Origin of the sequence: Cedecea sp., from assembly GCF_036500665.1 — a bacterium.
In the GTDB taxonomy this organism is placed as follows: domain Bacteria; phylum Pseudomonadota; class Gammaproteobacteria; order Enterobacterales; family Enterobacteriaceae; genus Cedecea.
Genome location: NZ_DASYBS010000143.1, coordinates 1 through 3,263 on the forward strand (window position 1 = coordinate 1; position 3,263 = coordinate 3,263).

At 46.1% G+C, this 3,263-nt stretch carries 2 protein-coding genes and 1 pseudogene; all 3 read left to right on the forward strand.

What is annotated here, in order from left to right:
* A partial coding sequence (locus VGM55_RS23615) for an antiterminator Q family protein (RefSeq protein WP_331636924.1) occupies positions 1–178 on the forward strand: 178 nt, incomplete at its 5' end.
* 488 nt (positions 179–666) lie between these two features.
* Positions 667–2,007 carry a hypothetical protein gene (locus tag VGM55_RS23620; protein ID WP_331636922.1) on the forward strand — a complete coding sequence of 447 codons (1,341 nt, stop codon included), beginning with the start codon at positions 667–669 and terminating at the stop codon, positions 2,005–2,007.
* Positions 2,008–2,169: 162 nt separating this feature from the next.
* Positions 2,170–3,263, forward strand: a pseudogene (locus VGM55_RS23625) (hypothetical protein); the annotation flags it as partial.

The following is a 3,263-nucleotide window of genomic DNA, read 5'->3' on the forward strand; positions in this document are numbered from 1 at the left end:
GATGGATTATTACGTAACGGGCATGACGTTCATGTCGCTTGCGCGGAAGCATGGCTGTTCAGATGGCCATGTTGGTAAAAAGTTGCAAAAGGCCGAAGGCGTCATTGAAGGTATGTTGATGATGCTCGATGTCCGGCTTGAAATGGATAAATATGTTTCCCGCCATTCTGATGGCTGACAGATAAAAAAGTTTACGTACGTAAAAAAACGCATATTCTGTTAAGCGTGGTTGCTACGCCAGAATGCTTAAATCAAAGCCCTGCCAGAAATGGTGGGGCTTTGTCGTCTCTGGCGACGGGGTAAGCTGGCCAGCCTGTTAGTCCTCATTAGAGGCCGCGCCCGGGACGGGCGTGTTGTAATACCCCCACCGCTAATTAATTCTGAGGTAGGCAAGATGGCAACAATGAATTCATCATCCTAATTTTTCAGTTCCCGGCAATAATGCACGGGGGGCAGCTTTGGTTGAATATTCAATGTATTGCTCATTGTCTGGGGTATTACTGTTTTTTTCGCCTGTTTTTAAGTTTATCCGAAAGAAAATCAATGATTGAGAAAAAACTTAATCTGAAGGAGGCTGTTGATAAGTTTTAAAATGAAATGACACGAGGGCAGGCCTTTATTAATAATTCTTGCGCCATTAACCATTACTATCTATGAGGACGTAAAATGTCTGATAAAAATTATACTTGTGAACATGAAAAACAGTTTGACCCGAAACTTAATATTGAAATGAAATCAACGGATGATCGCAGTGAAGCATTCTGGAAAGAGAATTTTGGTAAGATTACGGAGTTAAGTGTCATGTTTGCCGATAACATGCAGCGTGGCGCTAATATCTATGGGAACAAAAATAACTCCGTTGGCGTGCTGGTTAATATCAAAATTACAGGGCGAGGCGATAATGCAAATAAGCCTATTAACTTGTCCCCTGAATTCCTGATGGATAATGTTGGACTGTGTGAATACTCTTCCGGTAATGATCTGGCTTATGGTTATGATAAACAAAGCATGTCTGGCTGGTTCTGGCGTACTAAAGGGCGCGTGGATTCTCACAATGATCAGGATTTTATTGGGGCGGTTGATTTTCGCGCGATGATGAAAGAGATGCAGGGGATTGATGAAGAATTCAACGTCCTGGATTCGGAAACAACACAGTATCCGCTGTACATTTCGTGTAGCAAGATGGCAGCCCTCCATAATATCTCAGCATATGTTAATATTCCGGGGATTGGCAAATTTAACTGCAGTATGAATGGTACCAGCACGCCGAATGGTAATCCGGCTGACAGCCGTCCTGCAGGACCTTTTAAACAGGCATCCACGGTTGGTGTCGAAGCGCTGGCACCCGTGAATTATGAAGATGCAACCAGCGTTAAAGTTACACAGGCATGGTCTTCATGGCGTGACTGGGAATTTCCGATTAACGACATGGCCATCTGCCTTCCCAATGGTCAACTGTATAAACATAATGGCACATTTTCTTATAATCCAGTTTCTTTGAAAATTTATCCCAATACTGATAATTACAAAATAAAAGGGTCTCGATTCGTAAGGAAGTCAATTGAAGGGGCTAGTGGTGGGGATATAAAAACTATGAGATGGACTTCTTTTCCGTCGATTTTGAGGGGGGTGGGCGGGGGCAGCTATGATTTATCGGCCATTTTTGTTGATAAGAATTATTGCGGAGTTAATTCTGATTCAAGATATTATCTTGGCCACACCAATCCTGCACTTGGTGGAACAGAATGTTATTACAGTGTTGGTGTAAGAGACGGTCGTCTTAACGTACGGGGCAAAGACGAGATATCTGATAACTATATTAAAGTTGATATTCGTAATTTTTGTGTTAGTGGTTGGGGTAATCTTAGTTTGGTTGAAGGAAATGTGTCTGGTGAAACGGCCTGGGTAACTGTTTATGATGAGTTCGGGAATTCCGGCAGGGTTAAAATACAATTGCAGGATAATGACTGGCCTAAAGTTCGTATTAACGGTCAACTTGCAGGTTAAGCTCTGCCCCAAAATTCATTGAACCTTATGCCCCGGATTTCCGGGGCTTTTATTTTTCTCCTGGGCTAAGGCTGAGCTATGAACAATACTGACTTTCATTCACAGGCATTTAATTTTACGAGCGCTGTACAGGGGAGTGTTGACCCCCGTACCGGACTTTTTATGGTTAACATGCCTCTCGTTTCGCTGAAAGGTAATGAGCTGCGTGGACCTGAGTTCAAATTTTCACTGAATTATAATCCCCTCAGCCAGACGAACATGGGCCTGGGAAAAGGCGTCAGCACCGGTCTGACAGTGCTTGACCGGGGGAATAATACACTTACGTTGAGCACGGGTGAGCAGTACCGGCTTATTCCCGGTACTGATGAAGTTCGCCATCAAAAAATGGACAGCTTTCGTCTGAATTACACGGGGATTGCCTACCAGGTTACGCACAAGGACGGCAGTGTTGAGTGGCTGACTGAAGAAGGAAATGAGCTCTGGCTGCCGACCCGTCTTTACACCCCTGCCGGTCACAGTCTCACTCTTGAATGGGACGCCAGCAGCGGCACCCCCAGACTCTGGCGAGTGACCGATGACAGCAAAACGGAACTCTGTAGCATCACCTACACCAGCAGTGAGGTGAGCATCAAAACTTCTGCAGGTTATAATGTCAGTCTGTTGCTTACCGGCGATTACGTAGAACAGGTCATTGCCCGCAGCGACAGGTTTGAAGAAGACCATGATGAATTTATCTGGACGCTGGAATATGACTGGATTGACCCGTCGTATAACTGGCTCTGGGGAATAACCGGGGTAACCAGCCCCACGGGCCTGAAAGAGAGCGTTTCTTATGACCGTGCTGAAGGCATGATGTTTCCTGAGCTGGCCGGAAACAGACCGGCCCTGCCCCGTGTTACTGAGCACCGCAGGACGCCGGGGGTTGGCCAGCCGGATATCGTGTCAACTTTTGGCTATTCGCCCTACAACTATCTGGGCCGGGGCAGCAATTTGCAGAGCTGGTCGCCGGACAGCGACTGCATGCTGGGAAGCCTGACGGATTACACTTATTCTTCCACTGAAACGTCACTTGATACTGATGGCTCAGAGATTATTACCACGCGCGAATGGAACAACTACCATTTGCAGGAGCTGGAGTCGGTTGAGCATGGTGACCATATTCAGGAGACTTACACGACCTATCATGCATTGCGTGATGTTGATTTCAGTGACCAGCCGGTAAACTGCATGCAACCTCATGAAGTCACCCGGAGCTG